General features: G+C 69.9%; 15 protein-coding genes. 9 read left to right on the top strand and 6 right to left on the bottom strand.

All coding sequences use genetic code 11. The annotated features are described in order from the left end of the window. Window positions 1-151: 151 nt before the first annotated feature. The gene (locus OG293_RS10830) at window positions 152-1,114 is read left to right on the top strand and encodes a LysR family transcriptional regulator (protein WP_405998571.1); all 963 of its coding nucleotides are present in this window, start codon (window positions 152-154) and stop codon (window positions 1,112-1,114) included. An 81-nt stretch (window positions 1,115-1,195) separates the two neighbouring features. On the opposite strand, the gene OG293_RS10825 is transcribed toward OG293_RS10830, so the two are convergent. Next, window positions 1,196-2,158 carry a helix-turn-helix transcriptional regulator gene (locus OG293_RS10825; protein WP_405998570.1) on the bottom strand — a complete coding sequence of 321 codons (963 nt, stop codon included), beginning with the start codon at window positions 2,156-2,158 and terminating at the stop codon, window positions 1,196-1,198. Between the two features lie 63 nt (window positions 2,159-2,221). Here OG293_RS10825 and OG293_RS10820 point away from each other — a divergent pair, with 63 nt between their 5' ends. After that, entirely contained in the window at window positions 2,222-3,364 is a 1,143-nt protein-coding gene (locus tag OG293_RS10820; protein ID WP_405998569.1) for an epoxide hydrolase family protein, read from the top strand. Window positions 3,365-3,709: 345 nt separating this feature from the next. Next, window positions 3,710-4,885: a low temperature requirement protein A gene (locus tag OG293_RS10815; protein WP_405998568.1), complete on the top strand. Its 1,176-nt coding sequence runs from the start codon at window positions 3,710-3,712 to the stop codon at window positions 4,883-4,885. A gap of 153 nt (window positions 4,886-5,038) precedes the next feature. Here OG293_RS10815 and sodN read toward each other — a convergent pair whose 3' ends face one another. Next, window positions 5,039-5,434 carry a superoxide dismutase, Ni gene (gene sodN / locus OG293_RS10810; protein ID WP_405998567.1) on the bottom strand — a complete coding sequence of 132 codons (396 nt, stop codon included), beginning with the start codon at window positions 5,432-5,434 and terminating at the stop codon, window positions 5,039-5,041. A 151-nt stretch (window positions 5,435-5,585) separates the two neighbouring features. Between sodN and sodX the strand changes: the two genes are divergently transcribed. Then, window positions 5,586-6,005, top strand: coding sequence for a nickel-type superoxide dismutase maturation protease (gene sodX, locus OG293_RS10805; RefSeq protein ID WP_405998566.1), 420 nt, complete (start codon window positions 5,586-5,588; stop codon window positions 6,003-6,005). On the opposite strand, the gene OG293_RS10800 is transcribed toward sodX, so the two are convergent. After that, window positions 5,909-6,538 carry a CGNR zinc finger domain-containing protein gene (locus OG293_RS10800; RefSeq protein ID WP_405998565.1) on the bottom strand — a complete coding sequence of 210 codons (630 nt, stop codon included), beginning with the start codon at window positions 6,536-6,538 and terminating at the stop codon, window positions 5,909-5,911. The two genes, sodX and OG293_RS10800, sit on opposite strands and share 97 nt — an antisense overlap. 43 nt (window positions 6,539-6,581) lie before the next feature. Here OG293_RS10800 and OG293_RS10795 point away from each other — a divergent pair, with 43 nt between their 5' ends. The 3 genes from OG293_RS10795 (at window position 6,582) to OG293_RS10785 (ending at window position 8,814) form a co-directional block, all read left to right on the top strand. Next, window positions 6,582-7,391 (top strand): class I SAM-dependent methyltransferase, encoded by an 810-nt coding sequence (locus OG293_RS10795; protein WP_405998564.1) that lies wholly within the window; start codon window positions 6,582-6,584, stop codon window positions 7,389-7,391. Window positions 7,392-7,540: 149 nt separating this feature from the next. Then, window positions 7,541-8,053 (top strand): SigE family RNA polymerase sigma factor, encoded by a 513-nt coding sequence (locus OG293_RS10790; protein WP_405998563.1) that lies wholly within the window; start codon window positions 7,541-7,543, stop codon window positions 8,051-8,053. Continuing rightward, window positions 8,050-8,814 carry a hypothetical protein gene (locus OG293_RS10785; protein ID WP_405998562.1) on the top strand — a complete coding sequence of 255 codons (765 nt, stop codon included), beginning with the start codon at window positions 8,050-8,052 and terminating at the stop codon, window positions 8,812-8,814. The genes OG293_RS10790 and OG293_RS10785 overlap by 4 nt, the downstream gene beginning before the upstream one ends. Before the next feature lie 86 nt (window positions 8,815-8,900). On the opposite strand, the gene OG293_RS10780 is transcribed toward OG293_RS10785, so the two are convergent. The 3 genes from OG293_RS10780 to OG293_RS10770 are packed head-to-tail and all read right to left on the bottom strand — an operon-like array spanning window position 8,901 to window position 11,621. Further along, window positions 8,901-9,662: an amino acid ABC transporter ATP-binding protein gene (locus OG293_RS10780; protein ID WP_405998561.1), complete on the bottom strand. Its 762-nt coding sequence runs from the start codon at window positions 9,660-9,662 to the stop codon at window positions 8,901-8,903. 1 nt (window position 9,663) lies between these two features. Next, a complete protein-coding gene (locus OG293_RS10775; RefSeq protein WP_405998560.1) occupies window positions 9,664-10,614 on the bottom strand; it encodes an amino acid ABC transporter permease in 951 nt (316 codons plus the stop codon). A 44-nt stretch (window positions 10,615-10,658) separates the two neighbouring features. Continuing rightward, on the bottom strand, window positions 10,659-11,621 hold the full coding sequence (locus tag OG293_RS10770) for an ABC transporter substrate-binding protein (RefSeq protein ID WP_405998559.1): 963 nt from the start codon (window positions 11,619-11,621) through the stop codon (window positions 10,659-10,661). Window positions 11,622-12,143: 522 nt separating this feature from the next. Between OG293_RS10770 and OG293_RS10765 the strand changes: the two genes are divergently transcribed. Continuing rightward, window positions 12,144-13,361 (top strand): NADP-dependent malic enzyme, encoded by a 1,218-nt coding sequence (locus OG293_RS10765; RefSeq protein WP_405998558.1) that lies wholly within the window; start codon window positions 12,144-12,146, stop codon window positions 13,359-13,361. Between the two features lie 364 nt (window positions 13,362-13,725). Further along, a complete protein-coding gene (locus OG293_RS10760) occupies window positions 13,726-14,691 on the top strand; it encodes a zinc-binding dehydrogenase (protein ID WP_405998557.1) in 966 nt (321 codons plus the stop codon). The last annotated feature ends 2 nt before the right edge of the window (window positions 14,692-14,693 follow it).

Genomic DNA, 14,693 nt, shown 5'->3' with positions numbered 1-14,693 from the left:
GGTTCGGTAGGGCAGAGTTTCGAGGAGACCGCCCCTCGGGCGGATGATGCCAATGGCCGATAACACCACCGCATCGTCATGTACCGGTCAATTCAGCCTGCCCCAACCAGGGTTTCTGGTGTGACAGTTGGTGCGGCTCTACCCTCGGGGCATGGAGCTCGAGGTGAGGCACCTGCGTGCGCTGTGCGCCATAGCGGACACCGGCAGCCTGCACAAGGCGGCCCGCCAACTGGGCGTCAGTCAGCCCTCCCTGACGACTCAGCTGCGACGGATCGAGAACTCCCTGGGGGCGGAGCTGTTCTCGCGTGAACGCACGGGCTGCCGGCCCACTCCCTTCGGCCGCTCCGTGCTGAGCCGCGCCCGCCCCCTGGTGGCCGAAATGGCCGCCCTCGTCATCGAGGCCAAGGCCGCTGCCGCCCGCGCGGGCGGCCCCCGGCTGCGGGTCGGCTCCACCGCCAGCCGCGCGCTCGCGGGCTGGCTGCGCAGGCTGCGCCAGCGGCTGTCCGGCACCGACATCTCGCTGCATATGGACGTCTCCGCCAACGCGTTGCTCAGGCTGGTCGCGACGGGCCAGCTCGACGTCGCCTTCGTGCACGAGGTGGAGGGCTTTCCGCTACGGGTGCCGGGCTCCCTGCCGGTACGTGTACTGGTCGAGCGCGAGCCTCAGTTCATCTCCATGGCCCGCGACCATCCGGCCGCCGCCGCGCCCGTCGTGGAACTCGCCGATCTGGCCGAGGACCGCTGGATGGTCGACCCGACGGTGGACGGCGAGTGGGACGGACTGCGCCGGGTGCTCGGTGCGGCCGGTCTCAATCCGCCGGTCCTGCACGGGGACTACCTCACCGCCGCGTCACTGATCGCGATCGGGGAAGCGGTGGCTCCCTGCCAGCCGACCTCCGGACCGCGCGAGGACATTGCGATCAGACCGCTCCGCGGTGATCCGCTCGCGGTGCGGCTGCTGCTGTTCTGCAGACCCGGGGCCGCCGAGGAGCTGTTCGAGGCGGTCTACACGGACCTGGAGGCCGCCTACCGGGAGGCCGCCCTGCGCGCGGCGGCCTACCGGCAGTGGCTGATGCGGCACAAGAGCCCGCTGCTGTACGCGCCCGCCGCCTGACCGGGCTCGACGGGGACCGGGCAGCGCGGGAGTGGCCGACGCGCCCCCGCGCCCCGGGGCGGGTGCGCCGCCGCGCTCCGTTCACGGAGTCGAACGGCCGTAGCGCGCGGCCAGTTCCCGCAGATGGCCGAGGAGTTCGGGGGGACCGGTGACATCGAAGTCGTAGCCCAGCATTCCCAGGTGGACGCCGAGCGTCTCCAGCGAGTCGGCGCCGGTGTCCAGCACGCAGGTCGACTCGTCGACCGCCTCCACCACCCCCACCGCCGGGTTGATGCGCTCGGCGACGGCCTCCGCGGGGGCGTGCACCCTGACGCGCGCGCGATGCCGCCAGGCCGCGGCGGAGACGTTGCGGGCCACATACGCGGCCACGTCACCGTCGTTGGGCAGCGTGCGAGGGGTGAAGCGCGGACCGGTCGGCGTGCGCGGCTCGATCCGGTCGACCCTGAAGGTCCGCCAGTCGTCGCGCGCGACGTCCCACGCCACCAGATACCAGCGGCGGCCCCAGTTCACGACCCGGTGCGGTTCCGCCGTGCGGCGGGTCGCGGCGCCCCGGTGGTCACGGTAGTCGAAACGCAGCACCTCGCGGTCCCGGCAGGCGGCGGTCAGCGTGGTGAGCACATCGGCGTCCAGGGCGGGCTGCGGCCGGTCCGGCGGCACCGGCACGGTGTACGTCTGCAGAGTCCGCACCCGGCGGCGCAGCCGCGCTGGCAGCACCTGCTCCAGCTTGGCCAGCGCCCGCAGTGAGGTCTCCTCCGTGCCGGACAGGGCGCCCTGCGCGACCGTACGCAGCGCGATCGTCACCGCGACCGCCTCCTCGTCGTCGAGCAGCAGCGGCGGCATCGCGGTGCCCGCCACCAGCCGGTAGCCGCCCGCGGGGCCGCGGGTGGCGTCGACGGGATAGCCGAGCTCCCGCAGCCGGTCGATGTCGTTGCGTACGGTGCGACCGCTCACGCCGAGCCGTTCGGCGAGCTCGGCGCCCGGCCACTCGCGGGCGGTCTGGAGAAGGGACAGGAGGCGCAGCAGCCGTGCGGAGGTTTCCAGCATGAAGTCGAGCCTGCCCGTGATTCAGGAACTGATCGTGCCTAATAGGACCCTACTGTCTTCCTCATGGACACCAACAGCGGCACCCACGCAGAGATCCGTCCCTTCCGCATCGAGGTCCCGCAGGCCGACCTCGACGACCTCCGTGACCGGCTCCGCCGCACCCGCTGGGGCGCCGAGGTCCCCGGCACGGGCTGGAGCCGCGGAGTGCCCGCCGACTACCTCAAGGGCCTGGCGGCGTACTGGGCCGACGGCTACGACTGGCGCAGGGCCGAGGCCGCCCTGAACGAGTTCCCGCAGTTCATGACCGAGATCGACGGCCAGAACATCCACTTCCTGCACCTGCGCTCCGACAACCCGGACGCGATCCCCCTGCTCCTGATGCACGACTGGCCCGCCTCCGTCATCGAGTACATCGAGGTCATGACCCCGCTCGCGCGCGACTTCCACGTCGTCGTCGCGAGCACGCCCGGCGTCGGCTTCTCCGGCCCCCTCAGCAGCGCCGGCTGGAACAACGGCCGGATCGCCGCCGCGTACACCGAGCTGATGTCCCGCCTCGGATACGAGCGCTACGGCCTCCAGGGCACCGGCGGCGGCGCCTGGATCGCCACCGAGATGGGCCGGCGGACCCCGGACCGTGTCATCGGCATCCATGTCAACGGCTTCATCGTCTTCCCCTCCGACGACCCGGCGGACTTCGAGGGCCTGACCGAGGCCGAACAGGGGCGCCTGGCCCGGCTCCAGCACTTCCGTGACGACATGATGGGCTTCAACGCCATCCAGTCGACCCGCCCGCACACCCTGGCGCACGCCCTCCACGACTCACCGGTCGGACAACTCGCCTGGATCACCGAGAAGTTCAAGGAGTGGACGGACGCGGAGTCCGAACTTCCGGAGGACGCGGTGGGCCGCGACCATCTGCTCACCAATGTGAGCCTGTACTGGTTCACCGCCACCGCGGGCTCCTCCGCGAACCTCTACTACGAGGCCGCGCACGACCCGTCGGCCTGGGCCCCCAAGGAGCGCGGCACCGTCCCGACCGGCGTCGCCGTCGCCCTGACCACGGACATCGCCGTCCGCCGTTTCGCGGAGCGCGAGCACAACATCACCTACTGGTCGGAGCTGGAGCGCGGAGGCAACTTCCTTCCGCTGGAGCAGCCGGAGCTGTTCACCGGGGACGTCCGCGCCTTCTTCGGCGGGCTCGCCTGACGGCGGGGCCGAGGCCGCCGGGCCGTGGTCCCGGCGCCTTGCCGACCAGGGCTTCGGCCGGTACTCCCGGCCCGGACAAGGCGCTCACGGACAAGGCGTGGAGCCGGGGCGAAGGCGGTAACACGACGCGTACGGACCAGGAGAAGGCCACGGCGGCGGCCGATGTCAGGTGCAAGCGGAAACACGACACCGTGCGCGTAGCGAGCGGGCTCAGGTGACGGCGCCACAAGCTGAACAGGCCCTTTCCGGCCAGGGATCGTGGGTATCCTTCCGCGCGGAATCAGCCGGCCGAGTGCTGGTTCCGGAGGGGGAGACGCTGTGCCGAGCGGGAGAGAGCGTTCCCGGATGATCGCCACGGAGGGCGGTCACCGGGTCACGCCTGCCGAGCTGTTCTTCGACCTGGTGTTCGTCTATGCGATCACCCAGGTCACCGCCCTGATGGCCGCCGACCCGTCGGCGCTGCGGCTGCTCGGCGGGGCGGTCGTGCTCGCTCTGCTGTGGTGGTGCTGGTGCTGTTTCGCGTGGCTGGGCAATGTCGTGCGGGCCGACTCCGGGGCGATGTTCGCCGTCCTGGTCGCCGTGATGGCCGTGGTGATGGTCGTCTCCCTGACCGTGCCCGAGGTCTACCACGACCTCCCCGGCGGTCTCTACGCACCCCTGGTGTTCGTCCTGTGCTACGGCGCGGTCAGGATCCTGCACCTCGTCTCGTACTGGATCTCCAGCCCCGGCGACGAGGCGCTCCATGCCACGCTGCGCCGGACGGCACTGCTCTCCGTGGGCCCGCCGTTCGTGCTGCTCCTGGTCGGCAGCGCCTTCACGGGTGTCACACAGGTGCTCATCTGGTTCGGCGCGGTCGTGATCGACTACGGCGGGATCTACCTCACCGGCTCGTCCGGCTGGCGGGTCAACTCCCCCGGCCACTTCGCCGAACGGCACGGCCTGATCGTGATCATCGCGCTGGGCGAGTCGATCGTCGCCATCGGCGTAGGGGTGTCGGCGCTGCCCATCTCCACGCCCGTACTGGCCGGGACGGCCGCGGGGCTGCTCGTCGTCGCCGGCCTGTGGCGTCTGTACTTCCGGCAGATCAGCGAGGGTGCCGAGCACCGGCTGACGGCCCTGGAGGGCGATGAACGCACCCGGTTCGCACGCGACGCGTACACCTTCCTGCACCTGCCGCTCGTCGGCGGGATCGTGCTCACCGCGCTCGGCATGAAGAAGGTCCTCCACCAGGTCGCCGACAGCAGGCACTACGACCTGTCGGAGCCGCTGCACGGGCTGGTGGCCTGGGCGCTCAGCGGTGGCGTCGGCCTGTTCCTGCTGGCATCGGCGGCCATCCTGCTCCGCTCCGGCGGCCGCAGGTCCCTCGTCCTGATCATCGGAGGCCTCGCCTGCATGGCCGCGGGCGCCCTGGTCGTCCTGCTCCCCGCCCTGCTCGCGCTGGCGCTGCTCGCGGCGGCCGTGACGTCCATGGTGGTGCTGCACAGCCGACGGGCGGTCGCCGCCGGGCCGGGCACGCAGTGATCCACCGTCGCCACGCGCCCCGGGCCGGCCGGCGCGCACAACGACCGCACCCGGCACCTCCGGAAAGCCCCCCGCACACAGACAGCACCCGGCTCCGCGCGGATGCCGGGTGCTGCTGTTTGCCTACCTGCGCGAAGAACGCGACCCGGAAGGTCAGGCCTTCTTCGTCTCCCAGAAGATCTTCTCGATCTGGGCGATGTAGTCCAGCGCCTTCTGGCCCGTCGCCGGGTCCGTGGACGCCTTGGCGGCCGACAGGGCCTTCAGCGTGTCGTTGACGAGCTGGTGCAGCTCCGGGTATTTCTCGAAGTGCGGCGGCTTGAAGTAGTCGCTCCACAGCACCGAGACATGGTGCTTGGCGAGCTCGGCACGCTGCTCCTTGATGACCGTGGCGCGGGCCCGGAAGTGCGGGTCCTCGTTGGCCTGGAACTTCTCCTGGACTGCCTTGACCGACTCGGCCTCGATACGGGCCTGGGCCGGGTCGTAGACACCGCAAGGCAGGTCGCAGTGTGCGCTGACCTTCACCTTGGGGGCAAACAGGCGGGAAAGCATTGAGCTGTCCTTCCTCGTGATCGTCTTCTCAGGTGGGACATTACTCCGTGAGAGACGTGTTTTTGCGGGTGCCCCCTAGGGCTTAGGACAAAAGTCCAGGGTCAGTATGGGACCGGTGGCCGAACGTACCGATGGGACTCGGAGGTGGCGGATGACTGAGCAGGGGCGGGAACCGAAAGCGCCGTTCGGAGTCGCCGAGGTGACAGGTCCTTCCATGTACCCGACGCTCAAGCACGGGGACCAACTGCTGGTGCACTACGGCACGGAGGTGCGGCCCGGCGATGTCGCCGTGCTGCGTCATCCGCTCCAGCAGGATCTGCTGATCGTCAAGCGGCTCGTCGAGCGGCGTGAGGACGGCTGGTGGGTGCTCGGCGACAACCCGGGGGCCGAGGGGGACAGCCGGCTGTTCGGCACCGTCCCCCATGAGCTGCTTCTCGGGCGGGTGCGCGGCCGGTACCGGCCGCGGGCGCGGGATCAGCGATCGGTCCGCGGGATCGCCTCCTGGGCGTTCTCGGCGGTGAGGCCCGTGCTGTCCGACCGGTCCGTCTCCAGGCGCTTGCGGGCGCGGTAGGCGGCCACATTGGCGCGGGTCGCGCAGCGGTCCGAGCAGTAGCGGCGGGAACGGTTTGTCGATGTGTCGAGATAGGCGTTGCGGCACGGCGGTGCCTGGCACAGGCCGAGCCTGTCGACGCCGTACTCGGTCAGATGGAAGGCGAGACCCATCGCGGCGATCGCCGCGTATCCCGACGTCGCGTTGGAGGGGTGGTCGGCGAGGTGCATGTGCCACTTGGGGCGGCCGTCCTCGTCGCGGTGGTCGTGGCCCGAGATCTGCGGGCTGACCGGGAACTCCAGAAGCAGTGAATTGAGCAGGTCGACCGCCTGGGTCTCGTCGCCCTCGTCGGCGGCGGTGAAGATCGCGCGCAGCCGGGTCCGTACGGACCGGAAGCGCGTGACGTCCGCGTCCGTGGCGCGACGCGCGGCCTGGGCGGATGCGCCGAAGAGTTCCCGGACGGCCTCGACGGAGACGAGGGAGTCCTTGCTGCGGGCCGGCTCCTCGGTGTTGACCAGGCGCACGGCGTGGTCCGAGTAATGGGCCAGTTCCACTTGTAGTCCTTACGGCGGCGGTCTATTGTCGGTGTAACGGCTGATGGTGCTTCGAGGGTATTACGGACGGGGGTTTCAGGTGGCGGAGACGGAAGCAGGGACGGTACTGGGAGCCGACTGGCGAGCCTGGCAGGAGAGCTGGGACCGTCAGCAGGAGTGGTACATGCCCGACCGCGAGGAGCGGTTCCGGGTGATGCTGGACATGGTCGAGGCCCTGGTTGGCCCCGAACCGCGGGTACTGGATCTCGCGTGCGGTACGGGAAGTATCACGGACCGGCTCCTCCGCCGGTTCCCGAAGGCCACCAGCACGGGGGTCGACCTGGATCCCGCTCTGTTGACCATCGCCCGGGGCTCCTTCGAGGGCGACGACCGCGTCACCTTCCTCACCGCCGACCTGGGGGACCCCGACTGGGTGGCACAGCTCCCCCACGACTCATACGACGTGGTCCTCACCGCAACCGCCCTCCACTGGCTGCGCAGCGGACCACTCGCCGCCCTGTACGGGCAGATCGCCGGGCTCGTGCGCGACGACGGTGTCTTCATGAACGCCGACCACATGATCGACCTTGACACCCCGCGCATCAATGCCGCCGAGCGCGCCCACCGGCACGCGCAGATGGACCGCGCCAAGGCCGCCGGCGCGCTCGACTGGTCCGATTGGTGGGCCCTGGCCGCCAAGGACCCGGTACTGGCCGAGCCGACGGCCCGCCGTTACGAGATCTACGGCGAGCACGCCGATGGTGAAATGCCGTCCGTGCGCTGGCACGCCGAGACGCTGCGCACCGCCGGATTCGGTGAGGCCCGGTCGGTGTGGGCCTCGCCCTCCGACACCCTGCTCCTCGCGGTGAAGTAGCCCCCGCAGGGGGACCCCTGGGCGGTACGGAGAACAATCTCCGTACCGCTTTTTTCATGCGTTCCCGCCCCGGACTGCAACCTCCGCGGCCCGCCACCGCACTGGAACAGTGAGACGGTCCGCATCCGCGGACCCGGAGAGGGGCGGGGATGACGCGGAAGGCCAACGGCGCCGGCACGGAGGATGCCGACGCCGTGCTGCACGCCTTCGTGGAAGGCAGACGCACCGCGCTGTTCCGCAGCGCCTTTCTGCTGTGCGGCGACCGCGACGAGGCCGAGGACCTGGTCCAGACGACCCTCGTCAAGGTCGTCCTGGGCCGGCGGCGGCTGCGACGGCTCGACAACGTCGAGGCGTACGCGCGCAAGACCCTGGTCAACACCTTCATCGCCTCCCGCCGCCGCTTCTGGCGGCATGAGCACGCCTACGGCGACCTGCCCGACCGTCCGACGCCGCCGGCGGACGCGGACACCGGACTCGTCGTCAGAGCGGCGCTCGCCCGGCTCGCTCCGAAGCAGCGCGCCGTGCTGGTGCTGCGCTACTGGGAGGACCTGAGCGTCTCGGCCACCGCCGAACTTCTCGGCTTGCGGGAGAACACAGTGAAGAGCCACGCGGCTCGAGGCCTCGCGGCGCTGCGCGCCGAGGTGCGGGAGGAGTTCGTATGAACGACGTGAGGGAGCTGCTGGAGCGGGCCGTGGAGGACGCCGGGCCGCCCGCCGTCAGCGCGGAGGCCGTGTACGCACAGGCAGCGAGGGTGCGGTGGCGGCGCAGGGCGGCGCTCGGTACCGCGGCGCTCACGGTCGTCGTCGCGGCCGGAGCCGTGGCCGTCCCGGGGATCGTGGCGGGAGACGGGGGCGCGTCCTCGGTCGCCGCCCCCGCGGAGAGTGGCGGGAGCAGCGCCCCGGCCCGCCGGCTCACCGAGCTCCTGCCCGACGACGTGGGGTTCGTCGAGCAGGTGGACCGGTCGGCGATCCTCAAGGTGGGTCTCGCACCGGGCCGTCCGGAGAGGACCCTCGGCCCGCTCGACGGCGTGTACGCGGTACGCCGGGACAGGGGTGTCGGCTATCTCGCCATCAGCGTCAGAAGCCGGGTCTCCGTCGAGGCCGAGACCGGTGGCAGCGGCAGGCCCGGCGACCCCTGCGTCGACGGGAGGGGGTACCGGCGGCTCGACTGCGTACGCGAGGAGCTCCCCGACGGCCGGGTGCTCACGACCTGGCAAACACCGCTCGCCGACGGGGAGGGCGGTCGGCCGCGCTGGGGCGAGGAGTTCACCGGGCAGCTGACGCTCGCCGATGGCTTGGCGCTGTTCGCCCGGGACAGCACGGGCTTCGAGGGCGCGGGTGCACTGGGTCCTGTGATGAAGACCGCCCCGCTGACCCGCGGGCAGTTCCGCGATCTGCTGCTGCAGCCGGAACTGCTTCCCTAGCGAGTCTCCCGAGAGGGATGCGCGGGAGGGCGGTACGGACCGTGTCCGTACCGCCCTCCCGGCTACCGCTGACCGGCTCGTACCGCTTAGAGGACCTTCGAGAGGAAGGACTTCGTACGGTCGTGCTGCGGATTCGACAGGACCTCACGCGGGTGGCCGGACTCGACCACCACACCGTCGTCCATGAACACCAGAGCGTCGCCGACCTCGCGGGCGAAGCCCATCTCGTGCGTGACGACGATCATCGTCATGCCGTCCTCGGCCAGGCCGCGCATGACGTCGAGGACCTCACCCACCAGCTCGGGGTCGAGCGCGGACGTCGGCTCGTCGAAGAGCATCAGCTTCGGCTCCATCGCCAGCGCGCGGGCGATCGCCACGCGCTGCTGCTGGCCGCCGGAGAGCTGGGTGGGGTAGTGCTTGCCCTTGTCGCCGAGGCCCACGCGGTCGAGCAGCCGCTCGGCCCGCTCCTTGGCCACCGCCTTGGACACGCCCTGGACCTGTATCGGCGCTTCCATGACGTTCCCCAGCGCGGTCATGTGCGGGAACAGGTTGAAGCGCTGGAAGACCATGCCGATGTCCCGGCGCTGAGCCGCGACCTCACTGTCCTTCAGCTCGTAGAGCTTTTCGCCCTTCTGCCGGTATCCCACCAGCTGACCGTCGACTGAGAGCCGGCCGGCGTTGATCTGCTCCAGGTGGTTGATGCACCGCAGGAACGTGGACTTGCCGGAGCCGGACGGGCCGACCAGGCAGAACACCTCCTGCGGAGCGACCTCCAGGTCGATGCCCTTGAGGACGTGGGCCAGACCGTACGACTTGTGTACGCCCTCGGCCTTCACCATGGCGGTCATGTCACACCCCCCTGGGGCTCGTGAGGAACGACAGGTTCTTCCGGACCTTCTGCCACGGCGTGAGCGGCAGCTGGCGCAGCGAACCACGCGCGTAATACCTCTCCACATAGTACTGGCCGACGCTGAACACGCTGGTCAGAGCCAGGTACCAGACCGAAGCCACCAGCAGCATCTCCATGACCGCGAAGGACGTGGAGCCGATGTTCTGCGCCGCCCGCAGCAGCTCGGTGTACTGCACCGCGGAGACCAGCGAGGAGGTCTTGAGCAGGTTGATGAACTCGTTGCCGGTCGGCGGCACGATCACGCGCATCGCCTGCGGAAGAACGATCCGCCGCATGGTCTTGCTGCTGGACATGCCCAGCGCGTGGGACGCCTCCGTCTGGCCCTCGTCGACCGACTGGATGCCGGCGCGGACGATCTCGGCCATGTACGCGCCCTCGTTCAGGCCGAGGCCCAGCAGGGCGACCATGAACGGCGTCATGACGTCGACCATCTCGTCCTTGTAGAACCCGAGGTTCAGGACGGGGAAGATCAGCGCGAGGTTGAACCACAGCAGCAGCTGCACGAAGACCGGGGTACCGCGGAAGAACCAGATGTACAGCCAGGACACCGCACCCGTCACCGGGTTCTTCGAGAGCCTCATGACCGCGAAGACGATGCCCAGGACCAGACCGATGGTCATCGACAGCACGCTGATCAGCAGCGTGCGGCCCATGCCGGTGATGATCCGGTCGTCGAAGATGAAGTCCCCGACGGTGCCCCAGTTGACGTCGCCCTGCGAGAACGAGTAGACGAGCAGGGCGAGCAGGGCCACGACCACGACACCGCTGACCCAGCGACCCCAGTGACGTACCGGGATGGCCTTGATCTGCTCGGGGTGCGCGGCCACCTTGACGACCGCCGAGTCCGAGGGGGGCTCGTCGGCGGGCGTCTTGTCGAACTTGTCAGTCACAGTGACTGCCCTTCAGTGAAACGCTTGAGGCGGAACGCCCGGACTCACTTGCCGCCGTTGATGGTCGCCTCGGTGACGGCGGAGTTCTTGACGTCCCACTTCTCCAGGACCTTGGTGTACTCGCCGCTCTTGATGATCGCAGTCAGGGCTTCCTTGAGCGCGTCGCGCAGCTGGGCGTTGTTCTTGTCGACGGCGATGCCGAACGGGCCGGCGTCGGTCTGGTTGCCCGCGACCTCGAAGTCGTTGCCGCCGCCCGCGGTCTTCGCGATGTGCGCGGCGACCGGGTAGTCGTTGAGGTCCGCGACGGCGCCGCCGGACTTCACACGGGTCTGGGCCTCGGCGTCGGTGTCGAACGCCTCGATGGTGAGCGTGCCCTTGCCGTCCTTGGTGCACTTGGCGGCCTGGGTCTTGAAGGTGGTCTCGTAGATCGTGCCGCGCTGGACGGCGACCTTCTTGCCGCACAGGTCGTCGAGCGACTGGATCTTGTCCGGGTTGCCCTTCTTGACCAGGAGCGAGACGCCGGAGGTGAAGTAGTCGACGAAGTCGACGCCCTCGCCGACCTTCTTGCCCTTGTCGTCCAGGCCCTCCTGGCGGGCCTTGGTGTCGCTCATGGCGGACATGACGACGTCCTGGCGGCCGGTGTTCAGCGACGAGATCAGGCCGTCGAAGGTGCCGCTGGTGAACTGGAACGTGACGCCCAGCTCCTTGCCGAGGGCTGTGGCGATGTCGGGGTCGATACCGACGATCTTGCCGCCCTCCTCGTACTCCATCGGAGCGTAGGCGGCGTCGGTGCCGACCTTGATCACCTTTGCGTCCTGGTACTTCTTCGGCAGCTTGGAGAAGAGCGCGGCGCTGGACGAGGCACCCCCGGACTCCTTGGTGCCGGAGCCCGAGCTCGTCTGGTCACCGCAGGCAGTGAGCAGCAGTGCGCCGGCGACCGCGATTGCGCTGACCGCGGCGATCCGGGAGTGGGCGGCGGTCGTACGGCGAGTGGTGCGTGCGGTCATGGTCGAGGTCCTCCGGCGGGTGAGGTTTCTGCAGATTTCGGTTCGTGTACTCATCTTCGAGTGTCGCGACCTTGAGTGTTTTCGGCATCTTGCCATTCGGACTAGCCCGAACAGGGGGGCGGGCGTGTCAAAATCGGGTAACGGGACACCCCCGAACCCCACGAGGCCGGTACATCAAGGCCGGACCTTTAACGGGAATGCCTTCTTCCGGCCGGAAGATCTGCGGTCCGCTGGGCGTTGCGCACCGGTTTCCGGGCGCGAACCTAGCGTGTCCCTGACATTCGGCCATGAGTCATGTCAGCTGGCAGATATCGACTCGTCGCCGGGACGGTCTGTCGGGTAAGAAGGACGCTTACACCCCTCATCCGGGGCTCAGGGCGCGTGTGCGGCGCGCCCGCGCGTACGTACCTCCCCCGCGAAGCGGGCCAACCCGCCGAGCGGGGCACGAACGCGGTGCCCGCCCACCCCTCCTCAACCAGGAGTGGCCACCCTCAACTGATGAAGACTTAAGGGGTCAATCAAATGGCAGCGGAGATCGTCAATCCTCGCAGCGACAGCGAAGACGGCGCGGAAGGAGCTCCTGAGGAGCCTTTCGATCCGGCCTTCGCGCTGCATCGCGGCGGCAAGATGGCCATCCAGGCCACGGTGCCGGTGCGTGACAAGGACGACCTGTCCCTTGCGTACACGCCCGGCGTCGCCAAGGTGTGCACCGCGATCGCCGAGCACCCGGAGCTCGTCCACGACTACACCTGGAAGTCGCAGGTCGTCGCAGTCGTGACGGACGGCACGGCGGTGCTCGGACTGGGCGACATTGGGCCGGAAGCATCCCTTCCGGTCATGGAGGGGAAAGCCATCCTCTTCAAGCAGTTCGGCGGGGTCGACGCGGTGCCGATCGCGCTCGCCACGACCGACACGGACGAGATCATCGAGACCGTGGTCCGGCTCGCGCCCTCCTTCGGCGGCGTGAACCTCGAGGACATCTCGGCGCCGCGCTGCTTCGAGATCGAGCGCAGGCTCCAGGAGCGGGTCGACATTCCCGTCTTCCACGACGACCAGCACGGCACGGCCGTGGTGACCCTCGCCGCGCTGCGCAACGCCGCGAAGCTGACCGGACGGGCGCTGGGCGACCTGCGCGCGGTCATCTCGGGCGCGGGCGCGGCCGGGGTGGCCATCGCGAAGTTCCTGCTGGAGGCCGGTATCGGCGATGTGGCGGTGGCCGACCGCAAGGGCATCGTCAGCAGCGACCGCGACGACCTGACGTCCGTGAAGCGTGAGCTGGCGGAGATCACGAACAAAGCGGGCATCTCGGGCTCCCTGGAGACCGCCCTGGCCGGTGCCGACGTCTTCATCGGCGTCTCCGGCGGTACGGTCGCCGAGGCCGCGGTCGCCTCGATGGCGCCGGGCGCCTTCGTCTTCGCGATGGCCAACCCGAACCCCGAGGTCCACCCCGATGTCGCGCACAAGTACGCGGCCGTGGTGGCGACAGGCCGCAGCGACTACCCGAACCAGATCAACAACGTGCTGGCCTTCCCCGGGATCTTCGCGGGCGCGCTCCAGGTCCGGGCCTCCCGGATCACCGAGGGCATGAAGATCGCGGCGGCCAACGCGCTGGCCGACGTCGTGGGCGACGCCCTCGCGGCCGACTATGTGATCCCCTCGCCGTTCGACGAGCGGGTGGCCCCGGCGGTCACCGCGGCCGTCGCGGCCGCGGCGCGCGCGGAGGGTGTCGCGCGGCGCTGACGCGGGGCGCGCGTCGCGGCCCGGGGCCGCGACGGCCGAGCAGATCGGGCGGGCGGTGCCGCACCCCTTGGGGGTGCGGCACCGCCCGCCCGGTTTCGGGTTCGGTGCGCGGCCGGCTCCTGGCAGCCTCCCGGTCACCCCGAACCCGCCGGGATTTTCGTTCCGGCAATTGGGCCGGTCGGGTGGACCGCTCACCCGGCCGGCTCATCCCTCTCATCGGGAGACTGCCCGAAGTGCCCGGGAGCGGGGCCCAGCGGCCCGCGGGACACAGCGGCCCGCGGGACAGGGCGGTCCACCGGACGCGGCGCGTGTCACACCCGTGTGTGGTTCCGTCGTCTCCCGCCTCCGGCCTATGGTCATGGTCATGTTCGCCGCCTATGCCGCCCGCATCGACCGTGACGCCCCGCTCAGCGGCCTGGAGCTGGGGGAACGCCCGGCCCCCGAGGTCCGTCCCGGCTGGACCACCGTCACCGTCAAGGCCGCTTCCCTCAATCACCACGACCTCTGGTCGCTGCGCGGAGTGGGGCTCACCGAGGACAAGCTCCCGATGATCCTCGGCTGCGACGCCGCGGGCATCGACGCGGACGGCAACGAGGTGGTCCTGCACTCCGTCATCGGACAGACCGGCCATGGTGTCGCCGCGAACGAGCCGCGCTCCATCCTCACCGAGCGCTACCAGGGCACCTTCGCCGAGCAGGTCAGCGTCCCTACCTGGAACGTGCTGCCCAAGCCCAAGGAGCTCAGCTTCGAGCAGGCCGCCTGTCTGCCGACGGCCTGGCTCACCGCGTACCGGATGCTCTTCACCAATGCCGGGGTGCGGCCCGGCGACTCCGTCCTCGTGCAGGGTGCGGGCGGTGGCGTCGCCACCGCTGCGATCGTCCTCGGCAGGGCTGCCGGGCTGCGGGTGTACGCCACCAGCCGCGACGAGGCCAAGCGCAAGCGGGCCGTCGAGCTGGGCGCGGAGGAGGCGTACGCACCGGGCGCGCGGCTGCCCCGGCGCGTGGACGCCGTGATCGAGACGGTCGGCGCGGCGACCTGGTCCCACTCGGTCAAGTCGCTGCGGCCGGGCGGCACGCTGGTGATCTCCGGCGCCACCAGCGGCGACCGCCCCTCGCACGCGGAACTGACCCGGATCTTCTTCCTGGAGCTGAAGGTCGTCGGCTCGACGATGGGCACCAGGGACGAACTGGAGGATCTGCTCTCCTTCTGTGCGGCGACGGGTGTGCGGCCCGTGATCGACGAGGTGCTGCCGCTGGACCGGGCGAGGGAGGGCTTCGAGCGGATGGCCGGCGGAGACCTTTTCGGAAAGATCGTGCTGACGGCCTCTTGATG

Origin of the sequence: Streptomyces sp. NBC_00829, from assembly GCF_045161795.1 — a bacterium.
In the GTDB taxonomy this organism is placed as follows: Bacteria; Actinomycetota; Actinomycetes; order Streptomycetales; family Streptomycetaceae; genus Streptomyces.
Note: the sequence above shows the minus strand (reverse complement) of the source record. Positions and strands in the feature narration are given on the sequence as shown.

Bases quoted from the DNA above. Each gene is read 5' to 3' on its own strand.
- OG293_RS10825 (WP_405998570.1), bottom strand. From the start codon at position 2,158: ATGCTGGAAACCTCCGCACGGCTGCTGCGCCTCCTGTCCCTTCTCCAG.
- sodN (WP_405998567.1), bottom strand. From the start codon at position 5,434: ATGCTTTCCCGCCTGTTTGCCCCCAAGGTGAAGGTCAGCGCACACTGC.
- OG293_RS10795 (WP_405998564.1), top strand. From the start codon at position 6,582: ATGGTGCTTCGAGGGTATTACGGACGGGGGTTTCAGGTGGCGGAGACG.
- OG293_RS10765 (WP_405998558.1), top strand. From the start codon at position 12,144: ATGGCAGCGGAGATCGTCAATCCTCGCAGCGACAGCGAAGACGGCGCG.
- OG293_RS10815 (WP_405998568.1), top strand. From the start codon at position 3,710: ATGATCGCCACGGAGGGCGGTCACCGGGTCACGCCTGCCGAGCTGTTC.
- OG293_RS10830 (WP_405998571.1), top strand. From the start codon at position 152: ATGGAGCTCGAGGTGAGGCACCTGCGTGCGCTGTGCGCCATAGCGGAC.
- OG293_RS10785 (WP_405998562.1), top strand. From the start codon at position 8,050: ATGAACGACGTGAGGGAGCTGCTGGAGCGGGCCGTGGAGGACGCCGGG.
- OG293_RS10770 (WP_405998559.1), bottom strand. From the start codon at position 11,621: ATGACCGCACGCACCACTCGCCGTACGACCGCCGCCCACTCCCGGATC.
- OG293_RS10780 (WP_405998561.1), bottom strand. From the start codon at position 9,662: ATGACCGCCATGGTGAAGGCCGAGGGCGTACACAAGTCGTACGGTCTG.
- OG293_RS10820 (WP_405998569.1), top strand. From the start codon at position 2,222: ATGGACACCAACAGCGGCACCCACGCAGAGATCCGTCCCTTCCGCATC.
- OG293_RS10790 (WP_405998563.1), top strand. From the start codon at position 7,541: ATGACGCGGAAGGCCAACGGCGCCGGCACGGAGGATGCCGACGCCGTG.
- OG293_RS10760 (WP_405998557.1), top strand. From the start codon at position 13,726: ATGTTCGCCGCCTATGCCGCCCGCATCGACCGTGACGCCCCGCTCAGC.
- sodX (WP_405998566.1), top strand. From the start codon at position 5,586: ATGACTGAGCAGGGGCGGGAACCGAAAGCGCCGTTCGGAGTCGCCGAG.